The organism is Mycobacterium sp. (assembly GCF_036488105.1).
GTDB lineage: Bacteria > Actinomycetota > Actinomycetes > Mycobacteriales > Mycobacteriaceae > Mycobacterium.
Window position 1 is genome coordinate 1 of sequence record NZ_DASXHW010000166.1, and the last position, 16429, is coordinate 16429.

Consider the following 16429-nt stretch of genomic DNA (forward strand, 5'->3'; position numbering starts at 1 on the left):
GCAGCCGACGTGACAACGGACTGTTCTGCACCGGACTCAAGATGTCGCCGAGCGGAGTTCCCGACATCAGCTTCTGCGCCACCCGCGGCGTGTAGGTCTCGACGAACATGCCGCCGTTGAGCCAAGTGATCGAGTGAATGCGCAGCGCGCCATAGGCGTGTTGACGAAATTCGTGACGGGCCAACAGTTCCTGTCCGACGGAGTCACCGATGTCGTGGGCCAGGATGTGCGCGTTACCGATGCCCAGGTGAGCCAGCAGCGCCTCGTGCATGTCGGCGTGGTCATGCACCGAGTATTCGTACGCGACGGGCTTGGCCGAGAAGCCCATTCCCATCATGTCGGGCGCGATCACCGTGAATCGCTGCGTCAGCGTCGGCCAAATCGGCTCCCAGTCAAAGGAATTGAACGGGTAACCGTGGATCAGCAGCAGCGGAGGACCGCTGCCCTCCACCCGATAGAAGATCTCGAAGCCGAGATAGTCGAAGTACAGTCCTTCATCCAGCCAGGAAGCCAGGCTAGCGTCCACGACCCCGCCGCCCTACGCGATGTAGCGAACGACGCTCTCGGCCACGCACGCCGGTTTGTCCGAGCCCTCGACCTCCACGGTGGTCGACACGGTGGCCTGCACCGCGCCGTTGCCCAGGTCCTCGACATTGACCAGAGAACTCTTCGCGCGGACGCGAGAGCCGACCGGGACCGGCGCAGGAAAGCGGACCTTGTTGAGTCCGTAGTTGATTGCAAGCTTGATGCCGTTGACGGTGTACATCTGGTGCTGCAGCCGGGGCAGCAGTGCCAGCGTCATGAAACCGTGCGCGATCGTCTTGCCGAACGGACCCTTGGCCGCCCGCTCCGGGTCGACGTGGATCCACTGGTGATCGCCGGTCGCGTCGGCGAACAGGTTGACGTCTTCCTGGCTGATCGTCACCCACTCGCTTTCTCCGATGCTTTCACCCTTGATCGCGGCGAGGTCGGCGACTGATTCGAAGGTGCGCATAGCGTTTCTCTCCTTTGAGTCGGCCCGACGGCTACGCGGGCGGCGCTAAGAAGCATCGTGCCACTCGCCCGCGAAGCAGACACCGTCGGCCTTGGTAGAGGATGGCCCGGTGAGGTTGCTGCTTCTCGCCGATACGCACGTGCCACGCCGGGCCCGTGATCTGCCGACGCGCGTGTGGGACGAGGTGGCGCGGGCAGACGTGGTCTTGCACGCCGGCGACTGGGTGGAACCCGAGTTGCTCGATGAGCTGACGGCCAGGGCCGCGCGACTGGTGGCTTGCTGGGGCAACAACGACGGTGCGGTACTGCGTGCCCGACTGCCCGAACGTGCCGACGTCGTGTTGGACGGGCTGCGCTTCACCATCGTCCACGAGACCGGCGCGTCCACCGGCCGGGACGCCCGGATGTCACGCCAATACCCCGACACCGACGTCCTGGTGTTCGGCCACAGCCACATCCCCTGGGACACCACGACCAGCACCGGCCTGCGGCTGCTGAACCCGGGCTCACCGACCGATCGCCGTCGGCAGCCGTTCTGCACCTACATGACTGCGCGCGTCGACGACGGTGCGCTCACCGACGTCGTGCTGCATCGTCTGGAGAAGTAGCTCGCTGCTAGCTCGGACATAGCGTCCACACATATTTAGCTCGTAAACAGATACAAGTGAACACTCTCATCGACCCTGTTACCGAGGTGTCGCGGGTCATCGGCAGATTCCGTCGGCAACTTCGCAGATCGACCGGGCGCGGTTTCGACTCGGTACGCCTCACCGAATCGCAGTCGGAATTGCTGTGGCTGGTCGGCCGCCAACCCGACATCTCGGTCAGCGCTGCCGCAGCCGAGCTGGGGCTGGTCGCCAACACCGCCTCGACCCTGGTGTCCAAGCTGGTCGACAAGGACCTGCTGGTGCGGACCGCGGGTCAAACCGATCGCCGCGTCGGCCAGTTACGACTGACCAGCGCCGCCCAGCAGATCGTCGATTCCTCGCGCGCGACCCGGAAGGCAGCGCTAGCCGAGGTGCTCAACGAACTCGACGACGCCCAGATCGATTCTCTGGCAAAGGGGTTGGAGGTACTCGACACCATGACCCGACGACTACAGGAGCGACGACAATGAGCGCAGCACTGCCGATGGCGGTCGACGCCCGCAATCTGACCTATCGCTACGGCAACGTCACCGCCGTCGATGACGTGACGTTGCAGGTGCGGCCGGGCGAGACGATGGGCCTGCTGGGGCCCAACGGCGCCGGCAAGACCACGGTGGTGCGGATGCTCACCACGCTGACACCCGTGCAGCACGGCGAGTTACGCATCTTCGGCCTTGACGCCCGCGATCAGACGATCGATATCCGCAGCAACATCGGCTATGTGCCGCAGCAGCTTTCGATCGAGCCGGCGCTGACCGGCCGACAGAACGTGGCCTGGTTCGCCAGGTTGTACGGTGTGCCGCGCGAGCAGCGATCCGAGCGGGTGGATGAAGCGCTGGACGCCATGGAATTGCTCGACGTCGCCGAGCGTGCGGCGGGAACGTACTCCGGCGGGATGGTTCGCCGCCTGGAGGTGGCGCAGGCGTTGGTTAACCGCCCGTCACTGCTGGTGCTCGACGAACCAACGGTGGGGCTGGATCCGATCGCGCGCGACCGCGTGTGGACGCACGTGCTGAACATGCAGGGTCAGTTCGGCATGACGGTGCTGCTGACCACGCATTACATGGAAGAGGCCGACGCCTTGTGCGACCGGGTTGCGCTGATGCATCACGGCACGCTTCGCGCCGTCGGGACGCCGACGAAGCTGAAGTCGACGGTCTCGTCGTGCGCCACGCTCGAAGACGTCTTCCGGCATTACACCGCGTCGGACCTGTCGAAGCAGCCCGAGGGCTCCGGGTCATTCCGCGAAATCCGGTCCAGCAGAAAGGTTGCCAGCCGTGCCAGTTGATACCGCTGTCAAGCCCGCGCCCATGACGCTGACTCGCGCGCCGCGCGGATGGCATCGCGTGCCCGCGACATTGAGCCGCGTCAGCGCATTCGCGATCGTGGAGATGCAAAAGTTGCGGCGCGATCGCACCGAACTCGTCACGCGAATGGTGCAACCGGCGCTGTGGCTACTGATCTTCGGCACCACGTTCAGCAAGCTGCACGTGATCAACACCGGGCCGGTGTCTTACCTGGCGTTCCTGGCTCCGGGCATCATCGCCCAGTCGGCGTTGTTCATCTCGATCTTCTACGGCATCCAGATCATCTGGGACCGCGATGCCGGCATCCTGGCCAAGCTGTTGGTGACACCGGCGCCCGCCTCGGCGCTGATCTCCGGCAAGGCGTTCGCGGCCGGGGTGCGATCGGTGGCCCAGGTCGTCGGCGTGTTGGCGCTGGCCTACCTGATGGGCATCGGGATGACGATCAACCCGCTGCGGATCCTGGTCGCGATGGGCGTCGTCATGCTGGGTTCGGCGTTTTTCGCCTGCCTGTCGATGACGTTGGCCGGGCTGGTGCGAAGTCGCGACCGATTGATGGGAATCGGCCAGGCGATCACCATGCCGCTGTTCTTTGCGTCCAACGCGCTGTACCCGGTCGGCGTCATGCCGGCCTGGCTGCACGTGGTCAGCACGGTCAACCCGCTCAGTTATGAAGTCCATGCCCTGCGGGCGCTGCTGATCGGCACACCGTTCAACCCGCTGGACATCGTGGTGTTGGTGGTTGCCGCGATTCTCGGAATTGCCACTGCGTCAACGCTTTTGCGGCGGCTGGTCACATAGGTCACGAATAAGTAACGCCCCCTGCTGAACTCGGTTCGGCAGGGGCTGTTTCGTTCTCGGGTAGCTCCGAGTCGGAATCGTTATCTGTGGGTAACGCTTCGAGCCTCAATCGTTAGCAAACCGCGATCGCACACCCCGAGGTGACTAACAGCCATGTAGTTACTTGCGTGTTTGACTGCCACAGACAGCTATTCGACCGCTTATGCGGCAGATGAAAGTTGGGATAGGAGCTATGAAGTTCGCAGAGAAGTTCCGCGGTGCGGCGTCGCGTTTGCCGCGCCGACTGGCAATCGCGACCATCGGGGCAGCATTGCTGGTCGGTGTGGTCGGTGCTATCGGCGGCTCGGCGACCGTGGGGGCGTTCTCCAAGAAGGGCCTGCCGGTCGAATATCTAGACGTACCCTCTGCGGCGATGGGCCGCAGCATCAAGGTCGAGTTCCAGGGCGGCGGACCGCACGCGGTCTACCTGCTCGACGGGCTGCGCGCCCAGGACGACTTCAACGGCTGGGACATCAACACTCCCGCTTTCGAGGAGTACTACCAGTCCGGCCTGTCGGTGATCATGCCGGTCGGCGGGCAGTCCAGCTTCTACAGCGACTGGTACCAGCCGGCCTGCGGTAAGGCGGGTTGCCAGACCTACAAGTGGGAAACGTTCGTGACTCGGGAGCTTCCGGTTTACCTGCAAGCCAACCGAGGCATATCGCCGAACGGCAATGCCGCGGTGGGTCTTTCGATGGCCGGTGGTTCCTCAATGATCCTGGCCGCGTACTACCCGCAGCAGTTCTCCTACGCGGCGTCGCTGTCCGGCTTCCTGAACCCTTCCGAAGGCTGGTGGCCGACGCTGATCGGCCTGGCGATGGGCGATGCGGGCGGCTACAACGCCACCAACATGTGGGGCCCGACGAGCGACCCGGCGTGGAAGCGCAACGACGCGATGGTCCAGATCCCCCGCCTGGTGCAGAACAACACCCGCATCTGGGTGTACTGCGGCAACGGCACTCCGAACGAGCTTGGCGGCGACAGCATGCCGGCCAAGTTCCTGGAGCAGTTCACGCTGCGCACCAACGAGCAGTTCCGCGACAACTACACCGCCGCGGGTGGCCGCAACGGCACGTTCAACTTCCCGCCCAACGGAACGCATGACTGGGGCTACTGGAACCAGCAACTGGTCGCCATGAAGCCCGACATTCAGCGGACCCTGAGCGGGGGTCAAGGCACCACCTGACATCTCCACCCACGCATCGGCAGCAGCGCTCCCCCAGCGCTGCTGCCGATGTATTTGTGCCGGAAGCTAATTCAATAAGGCGCGGCGGTCCTGATGAAAGTACGTATAGGCGGTTGCCAACGTGCACATCGCCGAAGCGAACACCAGCATCCCGGTCCCGTTGACGAAGATGCTGATGACACCACCCACCGTGGCGCCGAAGACGAAGCTGCTGAACAGCAGGAAGTAGCCGAGCCAATCCCACAGGTTGCCGCCGGCGATGTGCCGTTCGATGCCCTGTCCCATCTTGACCAGCGTTCCGGTGACGTAACTCAACGGCACCGACACTTCACCGTCCTTGACAAACGACGTGTTCAGCGCCCCAATCCCAAAGGTCAGCAACATGATCGGCGGGAAGTCGAGCTGGTTCTCTTCCCAGCCTTCGTCCAAGATGTCCACGAACGTGGCCGCCAACAAGCTGAAGGTCGCCAGCACCGTCGGGCCGTGCGGATGCGCGACCCAGAAATGCCGCCGACACACCGATGCGACCACCACACCGGCGACGAAGCTCAGCAGCAGCAGGCCGGCGGTCAGTGACAACAGCACGTCGCCGCGGAAATAACCCAACACCGCGCGCTGCGCGTTTCCGGTCATGAACGTGACGAAATACCCGGCCGAGTGGGTAAAGGCCGTCGCACCGAGCACACCGGCAAGCACCGCCAGCATCCACGACAAGCGCGCCTCACTGTCGAATGTCTTACGCAGCATGAAATCTATGCTTTCAAAAGAGTTACACCGATGGCAGGGCGGGGACGGCCATTCAGGTGAGACTCACATCAATCTGCTACAAACTTGGCGATCGACCGCAGCGGAATGGGTAGCCAACCGGGCCGGTGCCGAGACTCGTAACCCGCCTCATAAACCGCCTTGTCCAGCTCGTACGCCGCCAGAATCAACGCCGAATCACGCGGGTCGACGCCGGATGCCGCCGCATAACCATCACAGAACGCAGTTCGGTTGCGCTGCACCCACTCTCGGGCGCGCGCGGCCAATTGCTTGTCGGCGGACTGGTCGACCAGCGGTCCGTAGGCGGCGTACTCGAACGATCGCAACAGCCCTGCCACGTCGCGCAGCACGGAGTCCGGTGCGCGGCGCTCCTCTAGCGGCTGGCCCGGCTCGCCTTCGAAGTCGATCAGCAGCCAGGATTCGGGCGTTCGCAGCACCTGTCCCAAATGCAGGTCGCCGTGCACCCGCTGCACTGTGATGGTCTGCCCGGCCAACTTCTGGAAACGATGCTCGATCGCCGGCGCGTACTGCTCGAGCTCGGGCACCGCGCCGGCCGCCGACGACAACCGGGCCAGCATGGTGTCGACCGGGAACGGGGCCTGCGAAGTACCGAGCGCCTCGGCGAGCCCGCCATGTACTGACGCGACGGCTTCGCCCAGCCGGTAGGACTCGCCGGCGAAGTCACCACCGACCTCGTAGGCGTAGAGGTCGCCCTCGGCGAACAAGTCGCGAACGCTGGCGGTGGCCATCGCCCAACCCTCGGCCGCGTTGCCTTCATACTCGGTCACCATGCCCAGCGGACAGCTGGTGTCGCTGTCCACACCGGTCAGCTCGTAGGTACCCAGCAGGCGCGCCACGTGTGGGTTTCCCGCCCGGCCGAGGACCCGGTTGAGCTCGATATCGGGGTTGACGCCGGGGCTGATGCGGCGAAACACCTTCAAGATGGCATCGCGATCGAAGATCACGCTGGTGTTGCTCTGTTCGGCGTCCGACACGCGTGGATAGGCGTCCAGTGGCAGGGTGGCGTCCGGCTCTTTGCCGAACGACACGCCCTCCCGGCTGGCCGACGAGTCGACCAGCGACAGCAGAAACGCGGCGGAGTCCGGATCATAGAGCGCGTCGAAGCCAGTGCGATCGCCCTCGGCTCCGATGGTGGCGACGGTGTTGTACTCGGTGGGCGGCTCGGAATCCCAGCCGACGATCACCTGGTAGCGCTCGGCCGAGCCGTCGGTGTAGGTCACGTCCACCAGCGCGAGATCCAGATTGTCGCGTAAACCTACAACGAGACCGGGCTCGGCGGTGGCCAGTTCGCGGCTACGCCCGGCGTACCAGCGCTGCTGGGGTAGCCAATCCGACCACGGCAAGTTCATTGCGACTCCTCAGACCCGCACAACTGGAACCAGTAGAACCCGTGGCCCGGCAGGGTTAGCAGATAGGGCAAGTGGCCGATGCGCGGGAACTCGACATGCCCGGTGAGCTCGATCGGCGTGTGACCGCTCCAATGTTGCAGGTTCAGCTCGAGGGGCTGGGGGAAACGCGACAGATTGTTCACGCAGAGCACGACGTCGCCGTCATCCGGCGCCTGGCGCAGGAACGCCAGCACCGATGGGTTGGAGCCGCCCAGCTCCTCGAAGCTCCCGATGGCGAAGGCGTCGTGTCTGCGACGAACCGCGAGCATCATCCGGGTGAAGTTGAGCAGCGACGTCGAGGTGTCGCGCTGGGCTTCGACATTGACGGCCTGATATCCGTAGACCGAGTCCTGACTCGGCGGCAGATACAGCCGGCCGGGGTTGGCCTTGGAGAATCCGGCATTGCGGTCCGGGGTCCACTGCATCGGCGTGCGCACGCCGTCGCGATCACCCAGCCAGATCACGTCGCCCATGCCGATCTCGTCGCCGTAATAAAGCACCGGCGATCCGGGCAGCGACAGCAGCAGCGCAGTGAACAGTTCGATCTGGTTGCGGTCGTTGTCCAGCAGCGGCGCCAACCGGCGGCGAATCCCGACGTTGGCCTTCATCCGCGGATCCTTGGCGTACTCGGAGTACATGTAGTCGCGCTCTTCGTCGGAGACCATCTCCAGCGTCAGCTCATCGTGGTTGCGCAGGAAGATTCCCCATTGCGCCATGTCTGGAATCTCCGGCGTCTGCGCCAGGATTTCCGAGATCGGGAAGCGCGACTCGCGCCGTACCGCCATGAAGATGCGTGGCATCAGCGGGAAGTGGAACGCCATGTGGCATTCGTCGCCGCCGGTAGTGGCGTCGCCGAAGTACTCGACGACGTCGCTGGGCCACTGATTGGCCTCGGCCAACAGCACCCTGCCCGGGAACTCGTCATCGACGACCTTGCGCACTCGCTTCAGGAACGCGTGGGTCTCGGGCAGGTTCTCGCAGTTGGTGCCTTCGCGCTCGAATAGGTACGGCACGGCGTCCAGCCGGAACCCATCGATCCCGAGGTCCAGCCAGAACCGGAGGACGTCGATCATCGCTTCCTGAACTGCCGGGTTGTCGTAGTTCAGATCCGGCTGATGGGAAAAGAAGCGGTGCCAATAGAACTGGTGGCGCACTGGATCGAACGTCCAGTTCGATTCTTCGGTGTCGATGAAGATGATTCGGGCGTCGGTGTACTTGTCGCTGCTGTCGCTCCACACGTAAAAGTCGCCGTAGGGGCCGTCGGGGTCGTGGCGCGATTCCTGAAACCACGGGTGCGATTCGGAGGTGTGGTTCATCACGAGGTCGGTGATGACGCGGATGCCCCGCTCGTGCGCGGCGTTGAGCAGCGCGACGAAGTCGTCGACCGTGCCGAACTCCGGCAGCACTTTGTAGAAGTCGCGAATGTCGTAGCCGCCGTCGCGCAACGGTGAGTCGTAGAACGGCGGCAGCCATATGCAATCGATGCCGAGCCACTGCAAATAGTCCAGCCGCTGCAGCAGGCCACGCAGGTCACCGGATCCGTCGGCATCGCCGTCCAAGAAGGCCCGGACCAACACCTCGTAGTAGACCGCGTGCTTGAACCAGGTGGGGTTAGCGGGCAGTGACTTGGCTTCGGTGAATTCGTCGGCGTTGGGATGCTCGACGACGCCGTCTTCGACGCGGCTTCCCTCCGCGGGATCATGTTCGGACGTGTGTTCTCTGTCCCTGGTCAAGTCCACGACGTTACACGTACCCGAGGTGCGGCATCGAAAACCTTATGCGCCAGACGAATTGAGCACAGCTGCATGAGCTGCGACGTTGGATTAGCCCGGCGGGCCGTCCCCTAATGTCACATTGGCTTCCCGTCCGTGCACCCCCACGCTGACGCCCTCGCCGGGGTGGTGCTGGTCGAGAATGTTCGTCAGTGCGGCAGCCGAGTTCACCGGCTGGCCATTGATCGAGGTGATCACGTCACCCGGATTGATACCGGCCCCGGCGGCGGGACCGGTCGGAATCACCTGCCGGACGATGGCGCCCCCGCCACCCGGGGCGTCGTTGACTCCGACTCCGAGAAACGCGGTCGGCCCGATGTGCACTGTTGGCGACGAAGCGCCGGACCGAATCTGCCCGGCGATGGCCATCGCCTCGTTGATCGGGATCGCAAAGCCCTGGCCGCGGCCAAGGTGGAAGTTCGCGGTTGCAGCGGTGTTCATGCCGATCACCTGGTTGGCGGCGTTGACCGTTGGGCCACCGGAGTCACCCGGGCGGATGTTCGCGTCGACCTCCATCAGGCCGTTCAGAGTCTCGTTGCTACCGGTCAGCGCATCGTTTGCCGATACCGTCTGGCCCAGCGCGCCGATGCGCCCCTCCTCGACGCTCGGCGCCCCCCCGGCACCACCGGCGTTACCCAGCGAGACAACTGGATCACCCACCTTCACCGTGTCGGAGTTGCCGATGTTGGCCACCGGCAAGCCGCCTCCGGCCAGTTGCAGAACGGCGATGTCATGTTTGCGGTCGAAACCGATCACCGTCGCCGGATAGGTCTGGCCATTCGCTACGGACCTCGCGGTGAGGTCGGTCGCGCCGGCGATCACATGGTTGTTGGTGAGGACGACGCTGGGGTCGATCACGATGCCGGTTCCGGCGCCGATCGCGCTCTGGAATCCAAGCTTGGCGTCGATGTCCACGATTTCGGGACCTACCTGCGCGGCAGCGGTCTGCGCGTCGCGGGGGGCAGGCGTCGTCAGCGGTGACGCGTGCGCGGGCGCCGTCGCCAGAGCCAGGGCTGTCGCTGCCGACAGACTGAGCAAGCGCAGCGACCCCCGCGGTATGCCGCGGTGCGATCCGCTCATCCCCATTACCTCCTGCGTAAGTACCAGCCGATTCAGCCAGAAATGTCGCAACGTTTTGATCTTGACGACACAACTCCGTTCACATAACCGTAGCCTGCGTCGCTCGATCAGGCATATCGATTGCCAAGCGGTAGCTTCATAGCTTCGGCTGAACGGCAACTGATGAGCAAAGGTGCTTCGCATGGGCGTGCTTGATTCATTTCGGCTCGACGACAAAGTCGTGATCGTGACCGGCGCTTCGTCCGGGTTGGGCGTGTCGTTCGCCCAGGCATTCGCCGAGGCCGGAGCCGATGTCGTGTTAGGCGCCCGCCGCGTCGACAGGTTGGCCGAGACGGCGTCTCTCGTCGAGGCCGGCGGTCGCAAGGCGCTCACCATCGCGACCGACGTCAGCGAGCCCGAGCAATGCCAGGCGCTGGTCGATGCCGCGATGCAGACCTTCGGCCGGGTCGACGTGTTGATCAACAACGCCGGCGTGGGGACCGCGCACCCGGCGACCCGCGAGACACCCGAGCAGTTCCGCTCGGTGATCGACGTCAACCTCAACGGCGCGTACTGGGTGGCACAGGCCTGCGGGCGGGTCATGCGGCCCGGAAGCTCGGTGATCAACATCGCCAGCATTCTGGGGATCACCACCGCCGGACTGCCGCAGGCGGCCTACAGCGCGAGCAAGGCCGCGATCATCGGGCTCACCCGGGATCTGGCGCAGCAATGGGGCGCGCGCAAGGGCATTCGGGTCAACGCCCTCGCTCCGGGGTTCTTCAAAACCGAAATGACCGACGAGTACAAACCCGGCTACCTGGAGAGCCAGTCGCATCGCCTGATCCTGGGCCGGTTGGGCGACGGCCGCGAACTCGCGGCAACCGCGGTCTGGCTGGCATCGGCGGCAGGCGGATACGTCACCGGACAGACGATCGTCGTCGACGGCGGCCTCAGCATTACCTAAATCGACTCCGGCATCTAGGCTCGGCGATGTGGTCGAATTCGACCCCCAGGCCCGCTTCGCGCGCGCACCGGTAGCCCGGTTGGCCACCGCCGCCCCCGACGGCCGACCGCATCTGGTGCCGGCGGTGTTCGCGCTGCACGACAACGTCATCTATACCGCCGTCGACGCCAAACCCAAGACGACCCAACGGTTGCGCCGGCTCGCCAACATCGAGCGCAATCCGCAGGTGAGCCTGCTGGTCGACCACTACGCCGATGACTGGACACAGTTGTGGTGGGTCCGCGCCGACGGTGTTGCCGCAATCCATCATGACGGTGACACCGTGCGCGTCGGCCGCGATCTCCTGCGCGCGAAATATGCTCAATACCAATCGGTTTTGCTGGACGGCCCGGTGGTCACCGTCGCGGTCCAGCGCTGGAACAGCTGGCACGCCTGAGCGGCCGTCTCTCCTGATTTCCTTCACCGCCTGTTCACCCTTGTTTTGCGCGGACGCTAGGAGAAAAGTGACGTGCATCACGATTACGCGGGCCGCGAGGGAGTGACGTCATGGCAGACAAGTCCATCAGTTCGAACGGTGCAGGAGCCGCTCCCGCCGTAGACGATCCGGCCGCCGTCCGGAACGTGGTGCTGGTAGGCCCGTCCGGCGGCGGCAAGACCACCTTGGTCGACGCCCTTCTTGTCGCGTCCGGCGTGTTGTCCAGACCCGGCTGTATCGCCGACGGCACCACCGTCTGCGATCACGACGAAGCCGAGATCCGCCAGCAGCGTTCGGTCGGTCTCGCTTTGGCGTCGCTGTCGCACGACGGCGTCAAGGTCAACCTCGTCGATACCCCGGGCTACGCCGACTTCGTCGGCGAATTGCGGGCCGGGTTGCGCGCTGCGGACTGCGCGCTGTTCGTGATCGCGGCCAACGAGGAAGTCGACGAGCCGACGAAGTCGCTGTGGCAGGAGTGCAGCCAGGTCGGGATGCCGCGGGCCGTGGTGATCACCAAACTCGACCACGCCCGGGCCAGCTACCAGAATGCGCTCTCGGCGGCACAGAATGCGTTCGGCGACAAGGTTTTACCGCTCTATCTTCCTGCCGGCGACGGCGTGATCGGTCTGCTGTCGCAGACGCACTACGAGTACGCGAAAGGCAAGCGGACCACGCATGCGCCGGACGCCTCCTACGCCGATCAGATCGAGGAGGCCCGCGGCACATTGATAGAGGGAATCATCGAGGAATCCGAAGACGAGTCGCTGATGGAGCGCTACCTGGGCGGCGAGAAGATCGATGAAGCGGTGCTGATCGATGATCTGGAGAAAGCGGTCGCCCGCGGTTCGTTCTTCCCGGTGATCCCGGTCTGCAGCAGCACCGGCATGGGCACCCTGGAATTGCTCGAGGTCGCCACCCGCGGGTTCCCGTCACCGCGCGAACACCCACTGCCGGAAGTCTTTACGGCGCAAGGCGCTGCGTTCACGAAGGTGACCTGCGGCTCCGACTCGCCGCTGCTGGCCGAGGTGGTGAAGACGACGTCGGACCCCTACGTCGGCAGGCTCAGCCTGGTCCGGGTGTTCTCCGGGACCATCAGGCCCGACACGACTGTTCATGTGTCGGGCCATTTCTCGTCGTTCTTCGGCTCGCCGGACGGCGCCGGCCCCGATTCATTGGCCGGCCACGCGGACCACGACGAGGATGAGCGCATCGGTGCGCTGTCCTTCCCGCTGGGCAAGCAGCAGCGGCCGGCATCGATGGTGCTGCCCGGCGACATGTGCGCCATCGGACGTCTGAGCCGGGCCGAAACGGGAGACACACTCTCCGACAAGGCGCAGCCGCTGGTGCTCAAGCCGTGGACGATGCCGGAATCGTTGCTACCGGTGGCGATTCAGGCACATGCCAAGACCGACGAGGACAAGCTGTCGGTCGGGCTGGGACGATTGGCCGCCGAGGACCCGACGCTGCGGATCGAGCAGAACCCGGAAACGCACCAGATCGTGTTGTGGTGCATGGGCGAAGCGCACGCCGGTGTGGTGCTGGACGCACTGGCCAATCGGTACGGCGTCACGGTGGATACCGTCGAGCTCCGGGTGCCGCTGCGAGAAACCTTTGGCAGCAAGGCGAAAGGTCACGGCCGGCACGTCAAACAATCCGGTGGACACGGTCAGTACGCGGTGTGCGACATCGAGGTCGAACCCCTACCCGAAGGCTCCGGGTTCGAGTTCGTCGACAAGGTGGTCGGCGGCGCGGTGCCGCGCCAGTTCATCCCGAGCGTCGAGAAGGGCGTGCGCGCTCAGATGGAAAAGGGTGTGCACGCCGGTTATCCCGTCGTCGACATCCGGGTCACCCTGCTCGACGGCAAGGCGCACAGCGTGGACTCCTCAGATTTCGCCTTCCAGATGGCCGGCGCACTGGCGCTGAAAGAAGCCGCGGCGGCAGCGAAGGCGGCGCTGCTCGAGCCGATCGATGAGATCTCGGTGTTGATACCCGACGACCTCGTCGGCGCCGTGATGAGCGACTTGTCCGGGCGGCGCGGCCGGGTGTTGGGGACCGATACCGCCGGCAACGACCGCACATTGGTGAAAGCCGAAGTGCCGCAGGTCGAGTTGACGCGTTACGCAATCGATTTGCGCTCGCTCTCACACGGATCGGCCTCGTTCACCCGCACCTTCGTCCGGTATGAACCGATGCCGGAATCCGCTGCGGCGCGGGTGAAGTCCGCGGGCTGACGACGCTGCGCGCACAGCCGCTGCATAGCCGGGGCGATTTCCGCTTGCCACACCGCGCCCAGCGCAACACTTCGATATCATAATCTGGGGCATGTTTTGTGTGTGAACTGCGACGATGCTCGCCATGTGGGTGATCGATCGCGACTTGCGCAACTAATGATCGGTTTGCTGAGCGCCGGATAGGGCATATTAGAGCTACGGAATGCGGGCGTTACGAGCTTGCATCATCTCGGAGGGTGGACACCGTGGTGAGAGCGATTCGAATGGGGTGGCTTGCGGTCCTGACCGCAATGCTGGCCGTCGCGGGATCGGTGGCCACGGGCACGGCAGCGATCGCACCGCCTAACCAGGCCGCGGGTGTTGCATCGATCCAGCCGGCCAACGGCGCGGTGGTGGGTGTGGCCCACCCGGTGATCGTCACGTTCAGCGCTCCGGTCACCAACCGCGCGGCCGCCGAACGGGCAATCAAGATCACCGCGCCGAACCATCTGACCGGGCGGTTCGACTGGGTCGACACCAATACCGTCGAATGGAAGCCGGATGGTTACTGGCCGGCCCACAGCCACGTCGGCGTCAAAGTGCACGCGCTGTCAACCGGTTTCGACACTGGTGATCAGCTCGTGGGCGTGGCCAGCATCTCCGCGCACACGTTCACGGTCAGCCAGAATGGCGAGGTGTTGCGCACGATGCCGGCATCGATGGGCAAGCCCAGCCGCCCGACACCGATGGGACATTTCTCTGCGCTGTCCAAAGAGCGCACGGTCGTGATGGATTCCCGCACCATCGGGATCCCCCTCGAGTCGTCGGACGGATATAAGATCACCGCGTCGTACGCGGTCCGGGTCACCTGGAGCGGCGTCTACGTGCACTCGGCCCCGTGGTCGGTGGACTCTCAGGGCTACTCGAACGTCAGCCACGGCTGCATCAACCTCAGCCCGGACAACGCCGCGTGGTACTTCGACACCGTCCATCTGGGTGACCCCATCAACGTGGTGGCCTGACCCCGATATCTGCGGCTGGGCCCGTGGCTGTGACGACGGTCACACCGCTGCGTCGGACTAGATCACCGGGCTGTCTCTGTTGCGCCTACAGACGGCTGCAACCCATAGGCAACTTACCCGGTACCGTCTGATACCGCTCGCTTGCTGAAAGTCGCTGCAGCCAAGAGGTTTTCGCAACGACGACAGGGAGATCATGATGGTAGCCGCACAAGCGCGAGCAGTCCGCTTCGACCGTTACGGCGGGCGCGAGGAGTTGTACGTGGCCGATATCGATCGGCCGTCGCCCGGTGCCGGCGAGGTGCTGGTCGAGGTTCGCGCGGCCGGCATCAACCCCGGAGAGATCGGCATCCGCAGCGGGGCGCTGCACGAGCGATTCCCCGCCACCTTCCCGTCCGGCGAGGGCAGCGACCTGGCCGGCGTCGTGCTCGAGGTCGGCGACGGTGTCAGCGATTTCGCCGTCGGCGACGAGGTGCTGGGTTTCAGTTTCCAGCGGTCGAGCCACGCCACCCACGCGAAAGTCCCGGTCGACCAGCTGATCCACAAACCTGCCGAGCTCAGTTGGGAGGTCGCGGGTTCGCTGTACGTCGTCGGCGTCACGGCCTACGCGGCCGTTCGCGCTGTCGCGCCGCGACCGGGTGAGACCATCGCGGTCTCCGCCGCGGCCGGAGGCGTTGGCAGCCTAGTGGTCCAGCTGTTGGCGTTGCGCGACGTGCGGGTGCTGGGCATCGCATCGTCGGGCAATGCGGAATGGCTCCGCGCGCATGGCGTGGTGCCGGTCGAATACGGCGACGGGTTGGCGCAACGACTGCAGCAGGCCGCACCGGACGGCATCGATGCCTTCATCGACCTATTCGGACCGGACTATGTGCAGCTCGCGGTCGACCTCGGGGTGTCACCCGAGCGGATCAACACCATCATCTCCTTCGAGAAGGCCGCCGAGGTCGGTGCGAAAAGCGAAGGCAGCGCTGAGGCATCGACGCCGGCGGTGCTGACCGAGGTCGCCGACCTGGTCAGCTCCGGCGCACTCGACTTCGACGTCGCCGCGACCTACCCGCTCGACCGGGTCGTCGATGCGTTCGCCGAACTCGAGCAACGACACACGCACGGCAAGATCGTTCTGCTGCCGCAGGTTTCGTGATCCTGGTCAGGACGCGGTGGCGTGGCCGGTGAGGCCGCGGTCATCGTCGACGGAGCTGACCAGTCTCGCTTTCTGGGCCATCCGGCTCCGGTAGTACGACCACGGCTGACGCTCCTCCACCGGAACGCCGACCATCTGGTCGAGCAGGTTGGTGGCTTGCAGCGCATCGGCGAGATGGCGCTGCAACCTACCCAAGTCGCTGAGCACCTTGAACGTGTCGTCGCCGGCGGTCGTGGGAATGCTGCCGTCCGCGAGGAGCTCCAATGCACTGAACAGTGCCGCGCGGACGTCGCCGCAGGCTCGATGAATCTGACGCTCGGGGTTGGGACGCATGATCGTCTCCTCAGGGAAAGCCCGACCCATCGCTGTGGGCGAGTCCAGCCACCGCCAATTACAGGTCGGCACAACCAGAACCGACTTCGGGGAGGCTCAGGCGACGGCGGAAAGGCCGCTACCGGATCGGGACGAAATGGATTTCCAATATGGACGCGGACTATCGCTCGGACTCATATCGCCCTCACCTCCTCACGGCCAGGACACACGGGGGTGTCACCACAAGTGCACGCATGACGGGGGGTTGGCGCCTGACGGCGATGCACCCCCATCGTCGGAGCTTCGGCACTGCACGGCGTATCCGGTGTTACA

General features: G+C 64.7%; 17 protein-coding genes. 10 read left to right on the forward strand and 7 right to left on the reverse strand.

Features of this window, described 5'->3' with window-relative positions; translation table 11 throughout:
- Positions 1–526: alpha/beta fold hydrolase (locus VGH54_RS08650; RefSeq protein WP_331511534.1), on the reverse strand; the 526-nt coding region annotated here is incomplete at its 3' end.
- A gap of 12 nt (positions 527–538) precedes the next feature.
- Positions 539–994 carry a MaoC family dehydratase gene (locus VGH54_RS08655; RefSeq protein ID WP_325685195.1) on the reverse strand — a complete coding sequence of 152 codons (456 nt, stop codon included), beginning with the start codon at positions 992–994 and terminating at the stop codon, positions 539–541.
- Positions 995–1103: 109 nt separating this feature from the next.
- On the opposite strand from VGH54_RS08655, the gene VGH54_RS08660 reads away from it, so the two are divergent.
- The 5 genes from VGH54_RS08660 to VGH54_RS08680 all read left to right on the forward strand — a co-directional run bounded on the left by VGH54_RS08660 (position 1104) and on the right by VGH54_RS08680 (position 4970).
- Positions 1104–1601, forward strand: coding sequence for a metallophosphoesterase (locus tag VGH54_RS08660; RefSeq protein ID WP_331511535.1), 498 nt, complete (start codon positions 1104–1106; stop codon positions 1599–1601).
- A 56-nt stretch (positions 1602–1657) separates the two neighbouring features.
- Positions 1658–2110: a MarR family winged helix-turn-helix transcriptional regulator gene (locus VGH54_RS08665; protein ID WP_331511536.1), complete on the forward strand. Its 453-nt coding sequence runs from the start codon at positions 1658–1660 to the stop codon at positions 2108–2110.
- Positions 2107–2928, forward strand: a complete 822-nt coding sequence (locus VGH54_RS08670) for an ATP-binding cassette domain-containing protein (protein ID WP_331511537.1) — start codon at positions 2107–2109, stop codon at positions 2926–2928. Before VGH54_RS08665 ends, VGH54_RS08670 begins: the two co-directional genes overlap by 4 nt.
- Positions 2918–3745, forward strand: coding sequence for an ABC transporter permease (locus tag VGH54_RS08675; protein WP_414688680.1), 828 nt, complete (start codon positions 2918–2920; stop codon positions 3743–3745). Before VGH54_RS08670 ends, VGH54_RS08675 begins: the two co-directional genes overlap by 11 nt.
- 232 nt (positions 3746–3977) lie before the next feature.
- Positions 3978–4970 (forward strand): alpha/beta hydrolase family protein, encoded by a 993-nt coding sequence (locus tag VGH54_RS08680; protein WP_331511538.1) that lies wholly within the window; start codon positions 3978–3980, stop codon positions 4968–4970.
- A 66-nt stretch (positions 4971–5036) separates the two neighbouring features.
- On the opposite strand, the gene VGH54_RS08685 is transcribed toward VGH54_RS08680, so the two are convergent.
- From VGH54_RS08685 to VGH54_RS08700, 4 genes are all read right to left on the reverse strand, one after another.
- Positions 5037–5717, reverse strand: a complete 681-nt coding sequence (locus VGH54_RS08685; RefSeq protein WP_331511539.1) for a YoaK family protein — start codon at positions 5715–5717, stop codon at positions 5037–5039.
- A 68-nt stretch (positions 5718–5785) separates the two neighbouring features.
- The gene (locus tag VGH54_RS08690; protein ID WP_331511540.1) at positions 5786–7105 is read right to left on the reverse strand and encodes a maltokinase N-terminal cap-like domain-containing protein; all 1320 of its coding nucleotides are present in this window, start codon (positions 7103–7105) and stop codon (positions 5786–5788) included.
- Positions 7102–8877 carry a maltose alpha-D-glucosyltransferase gene (gene treS / locus VGH54_RS08695; protein ID WP_331511541.1) on the reverse strand — a complete coding sequence of 592 codons (1776 nt, stop codon included), beginning with the start codon at positions 8875–8877 and terminating at the stop codon, positions 7102–7104. The genes VGH54_RS08690 and treS overlap by 4 nt, the downstream gene beginning before the upstream one ends.
- Before the next feature lie 90 nt (positions 8878–8967).
- Complete coding sequence (locus VGH54_RS08700; RefSeq protein WP_331511542.1) at positions 8968–9996, reverse strand: S1C family serine protease; 1029 nt, start codon at positions 9994–9996, stop codon at positions 8968–8970.
- Positions 9997–10177: 181 nt separating this feature from the next.
- Here VGH54_RS08700 and VGH54_RS08705 point away from each other — a divergent pair, with 181 nt between their 5' ends.
- From VGH54_RS08705 to VGH54_RS08725, 5 genes are all read left to right on the forward strand, one after another.
- Positions 10178–10939 (forward strand): SDR family NAD(P)-dependent oxidoreductase, encoded by a 762-nt coding sequence (locus tag VGH54_RS08705; RefSeq protein WP_331511543.1) that lies wholly within the window; start codon positions 10178–10180, stop codon positions 10937–10939.
- 28 nt (positions 10940–10967) lie between these two features.
- Positions 10968–11375, forward strand: a complete 408-nt coding sequence (locus tag VGH54_RS08710; RefSeq protein WP_331511544.1) for a TIGR03668 family PPOX class F420-dependent oxidoreductase — start codon at positions 10968–10970, stop codon at positions 11373–11375.
- Between the two features lie 110 nt (positions 11376–11485).
- Entirely contained in the window at positions 11486–13645 is a 2160-nt protein-coding gene (locus VGH54_RS08715; protein WP_331511545.1) for an elongation factor G-like protein EF-G2, read from the forward strand.
- 263 nt (positions 13646–13908) lie between these two features.
- Complete coding sequence (locus VGH54_RS08720; protein ID WP_331511550.1) at positions 13909–14646, forward strand: L,D-transpeptidase; 738 nt, start codon at positions 13909–13911, stop codon at positions 14644–14646.
- Positions 14647–14842: 196 nt separating this feature from the next.
- Complete coding sequence (locus VGH54_RS08725; protein ID WP_331511547.1) at positions 14843–15784, forward strand: NADP-dependent oxidoreductase; 942 nt, start codon at positions 14843–14845, stop codon at positions 15782–15784.
- A 6-nt stretch (positions 15785–15790) separates the two neighbouring features.
- On the opposite strand, the gene VGH54_RS08730 is transcribed toward VGH54_RS08725, so the two are convergent.
- Positions 15791–16117, reverse strand: coding sequence for a hypothetical protein (locus tag VGH54_RS08730; RefSeq protein WP_331511548.1), 327 nt, complete (start codon positions 16115–16117; stop codon positions 15791–15793).
- Positions 16118–16429: the final 312 nt, after the last annotated feature.

Excerpts from the sequence above, each read along its gene's own strand:
- VGH54_RS08670 (WP_331511537.1), top strand. The coding sequence starts at position 2,107 with ATGAGCGCAGCACTGCCGATGGCGGTCGACGCCCGCAATCTGACCTAT.
- VGH54_RS08715 (WP_331511545.1), top strand. The coding sequence starts at position 11,486 with ATGGCAGACAAGTCCATCAGTTCGAACGGTGCAGGAGCCGCTCCCGCC.
- VGH54_RS08730 (WP_331511548.1), bottom strand. The coding sequence starts at position 16,117 with ATGCGTCCCAACCCCGAGCGTCAGATTCATCGAGCCTGCGGCGACGTC.
- VGH54_RS08700 (WP_331511542.1), bottom strand. The coding sequence starts at position 9,996 with ATGAGCGGATCGCACCGCGGCATACCGCGGGGGTCGCTGCGCTTGCTC.
- VGH54_RS08720 (WP_331511550.1), top strand. The coding sequence starts at position 13,909 with ATGGGGTGGCTTGCGGTCCTGACCGCAATGCTGGCCGTCGCGGGATCG.
- VGH54_RS08655 (WP_325685195.1), bottom strand. The coding sequence starts at position 994 with ATGCGCACCTTCGAATCAGTCGCCGACCTCGCCGCGATCAAGGGTGAA.
- VGH54_RS08705 (WP_331511543.1), top strand. The coding sequence starts at position 10,178 with ATGGGCGTGCTTGATTCATTTCGGCTCGACGACAAAGTCGTGATCGTG.
- VGH54_RS08685 (WP_331511539.1), bottom strand. The coding sequence starts at position 5,717 with ATGCTGCGTAAGACATTCGACAGTGAGGCGCGCTTGTCGTGGATGCTG.
- VGH54_RS08680 (WP_331511538.1), top strand. The coding sequence starts at position 3,978 with ATGAAGTTCGCAGAGAAGTTCCGCGGTGCGGCGTCGCGTTTGCCGCGC.
- VGH54_RS08725 (WP_331511547.1), top strand. The coding sequence starts at position 14,843 with ATGGTAGCCGCACAAGCGCGAGCAGTCCGCTTCGACCGTTACGGCGGG.
- VGH54_RS08690 (WP_331511540.1), bottom strand. The coding sequence starts at position 7,105 with ATGAACTTGCCGTGGTCGGATTGGCTACCCCAGCAGCGCTGGTACGCC.